3 protein-coding genes are annotated in these 3,636 nt (G+C 43.5%); all 3 read right to left on the bottom strand.

Features of this window, described 5'->3' with window-relative positions:
* Positions 1 to 455: 455 nt before the first annotated feature.
* Positions 456 to 1,694 (bottom strand): DUF445 domain-containing protein, encoded by a 1,239-nt coding sequence (locus tag EWV68_RS13100; RefSeq protein WP_190723171.1) that lies wholly within the window; start codon positions 1,692 to 1,694, stop codon positions 456 to 458.
* Positions 1,695 to 1,729: 35 nt separating this feature from the next.
* A complete protein-coding gene (gene ubiE / locus EWV68_RS13095; protein WP_287170034.1) occupies positions 1,730 to 2,428 on the bottom strand; it encodes a bifunctional demethylmenaquinone methyltransferase/2-methoxy-6-polyprenyl-1,4-benzoquinol methylase UbiE in 699 nt (232 codons plus the stop codon).
* Between the two features lie 126 nt (positions 2,429 to 2,554).
* Positions 2,555 to 3,424 (bottom strand): MBL fold metallo-hydrolase, encoded by an 870-nt coding sequence (locus EWV68_RS13090; protein ID WP_287170033.1) that lies wholly within the window; start codon positions 3,422 to 3,424, stop codon positions 2,555 to 2,557.
* Positions 3,425 to 3,636: the final 212 nt, after the last annotated feature.

The raw sequence follows: 3,636 nt of genomic DNA, 5'->3' as shown, positions 1-3,636 counted from the left end.
ATTAGGATAAGTTATGACTTAAAAATTAATCAACAACTAAAGCTTATGCTTGTAGCTAAGTGAAATCATTGATTAAGAGACCTGTACTTTTCAATGACTTTTTCAGCAAACCCTAATTAGGGCTTGCTGAATAAAGGTGAAATGTAGGCAAGGTAAGGGTTTTGTGGCTTTTCTCGCGAAACAGGTGCAAGATTTTGAGAGAATCGTGCTTCAAAACCTTGCGTCTTCATCGGCCCGCGTCCTGTAGGGGCGAAGCATTCGGATAAAAAATCTACGGTTTCACCGATAGGTTATTGCCCGAATGCTTCGCCCGTACTTTTTCAGCAAACCCTAATTAGGGCTTGCTGAATAAATCTAAAAACCTTGTTAGATTAAGGCTTTTTCAGGGGGAAAATTCACACCCCACACCCCACACCCTGCCCCCACCAACAAACTTTTTCAGCAGACCCTAATTATTACCCCGGATTCTGTGCGATTAAAATAATTGTTTGTATTAGTCCAACTAGAAGACCGAGAATACCACCAAGATTAACAATTCCCTGTAATTCCTGTTTAACAATTCCTTGAATAGCATTTTCCAGATCGGCTGGGGAAGTGGCATTCACCCGATCGCGGATCACCTGATCGATGTTGAGAATCGGGATAATTTGGGCGACTAATTTTTCTAAATCTTCCTCTAAATAACGCTCTAAAATTAACGCTAACTCTTGACTAATTACCCCTAATGATGTAGTCATTGACACCGAGGATTGCAGACGATTAATAATTAAATTCGCGATTTGATCCCAGTCGATCGTTTGTCCAAAATCTTGCAGAAATTGTTCGCCACTTTCTTGAATATAAATTCGCACCGTATCCCTGGTGGTTTTACGCAATTGTCTGACGGTGGAGATAGGTAAATTTTGTAAAGAGATACTTTGTAACCAGTTTTTCAGACGATTACGCATCTCTAAAGATAGTAATAATTCTTTGATTCTGGTATTAGCTAAATCCTTTTCATCAAGGCAAAAAGTGCGTAAGCGGGCCAGGGCATTGCGTAAACCGAATAAATTGGCTACTACCCAATAGGTTCCACTGGTTTTTTCCCGAAATCCTTCATCGATAACTTGAATATTGCGATCGGTTAAAAAATCGATTAAAGCTAGACGGATAACATCAGCAGGTAGGACGGTTTCTAATAGCCAATCGGAGAATTGTCGCGCCTGTTGTTCACTGAGAGAAAATTCTAAGACTAGGCGATCAAAAATTTGATTGATCTGTTTTTCTAAAAAGTCCTGCCGTCGGGCTAAAACTTTTAGTAATCTCGCTAAAGATTCCCCGAATAAATCGTGAAGAATCGCCGCCAAAATCTCGGCTGTTTTTGCTTGCCGATCGCCTTTTATTTGTTTTAAAGCTAATTGTAACAGCCAGAGGATCGCCCCCTGTACCCTTTCGGTGTCGAGGAGTCGTTTAGCCAGTTTTTGTAATTCCTCGGGAGTTAACAGGGAACCCATGATCGTATCCGATACCCGGACAGCTAATCGATCTTGATTGCGAGGAATTAACCCCGGAGTGAAGGGAAGAGGACGCTTACCGATATAAATCGCTTTGTAGGGACGAAATAGCATTTTTATGGCTACATCGTTCGTAAAATAGCCAATAATTGCCCCCGCGATCGGCGGTAATATCCATGTCCAAAGAGTAGGGAGATTCAATTTAGCAGCAAAAAATAAACGGAAATGTGAGTGAGTTATTTCTTTAAGACTAACACTCCCATCAGTCCTGCTAGGAGTGGATAGTGAACGGCACTGGAAAATCCCGACCGATAGCCTAATTTTACCTGTTCTGGGCCCTGGGGAAAGCGATCGATACTCGGACTAATATAAGCGTACTGGTCAGTTAAACCGTAGCGCTCGGCGGCGGGAACGACGATATGATCGAGATACCAGTTTTGGAATAATTTGGCGATGGTTTGGGTAGGTTGATGGAAGTCCAGAATCGCCGCTTTAGCACCCGGTTTCAGGACTCGGTATAATTCCCCCAGACATTGGGTAATATCGACCACATTGCGTAATCCATAGCCGATAGTGGCACAATCAAAGCTAGAATCGGCAAAGGGTAAATTGAGGGCATCCCCTTCCATCCAGTTAATATTAGTGGCGCTAAAACGTTGACGGGCGATTTTTAATTGTTGTGGGGAAAAATCTAGTCCGATCACTTTGCCAGTTTTACCCACTTGTTTTGATAATAGGTTAGTCAGGTCGCCGCTACCACAACAGATATCGAGGGCAAAATCCCCTTTTTCGGGTTGACACCACTTGACTGTCATTAATTTCCAGACGCGGTGTAATCCTAAACTTAATTCTTGATTGAGGCGGTCATATTCGGGAGCGATCTGATCAAAAATTGCTTGTATTTCTGTGGAGTTAGGTGAGGATTGATTGGACATTTTTATAATATGGCATCAGAGAAAATCCCAGATGAAGTTATACCATTCTATCCTATCTGCGCTCACGGAGATAAGCTGTTGAGCATCTACAGCAGTTATCTTCATGGTGGGGAACAGTGACTTAGATTACACTTCATCTATCTGATCATCTCCCGGCCGCAATTCGATCGAGAGGCCTTCCCGGGCGAGAATAGTTTCAGGGAAAATCTTTCTTACCTGTTCCCCAATGCGATCGAGAAAATCGTCATTATGGGCAGGATCGTGATGAAATAAAACTAACTGCTTAACTTGGGCTGCTTGAGCGATTTTGACTGCCTGCTGCCAAGTGGAATGGCCCCAACCCACCTTAGAATACTGAGGATCGTTGTATTCCTCATCGGTGTAGGTAGCATCAATAATCATCACATCCGCTTGCCGGACTAAAGCCAAAACGTTATCATCAAGGCGATCAGGAAAATGTTCCGTATCGGTAATATAAGCTGCCGATAAACCCCGCCAATTTACCCGATAACCCACCGCTTCTCCTGGATGATTTAAAGGACGGGTTTCGACGCTGACATCCCCACAGTGGAGGGTTTCGCCCATTTCTAGATTATAAAATTCTAAATCGGCCCGCATAATCTGCAAAGGCACGGGAAAATTAGGATGTAACATCTGATCGTGTAATGTTTGCTTGATGGTTGCCCCATTGGGGGAGGGAACTGCGTAGATTTTAAAAGTATTGCCCCTGATAAAAGCAGGGGTAAAAAAAGGAAAACCTTGAATATGATCCCAATGGGAGTGGGTGAAAAATAAATGGGCTTTCGCTGGACTTTCTGCCATCAAAGACTGTCCTAGGGTGCGTAACCCCGTACCACCGTCAAAAATTAATCTTTCTCTACCGACTTGCATCTCCACACAGGAAGTATTACCACCATAACGAACGGTTTCCGAACCAGGACAGGGGATACTTCCCCGTACTCCCCAAAATTTGATTTGGAAAAGGTTGTCGGGCATATCAGAGGTTTCTCTACTTGTGCTGATGGGCTAATAGTTAGATTAGCACTCTTCTACAATATGAGTCCGTGGCCTGATGACAAGCACGATAATTTTTGACATCCTCACCGCCGTAAACGGACGGTGATTCCCAAACCTCACGATTTAGGTTTCTGCTTCTTTCCCTTGCGGGGTTCCGCACCTGCCTTAACAGATTTACTCTGTTCTGGTCT

The organism is Microcystis sp. M_QC_C_20170808_M9Col, assembly GCF_007095495.1.
Lineage (GTDB): Bacteria > Cyanobacteriota > Cyanobacteriia > Cyanobacteriales > Microcystaceae > Microcystis > Microcystis aeruginosa.
Note: the sequence above shows the minus strand (reverse complement) of the source record. Positions and strands in the feature narration are given on the sequence as shown.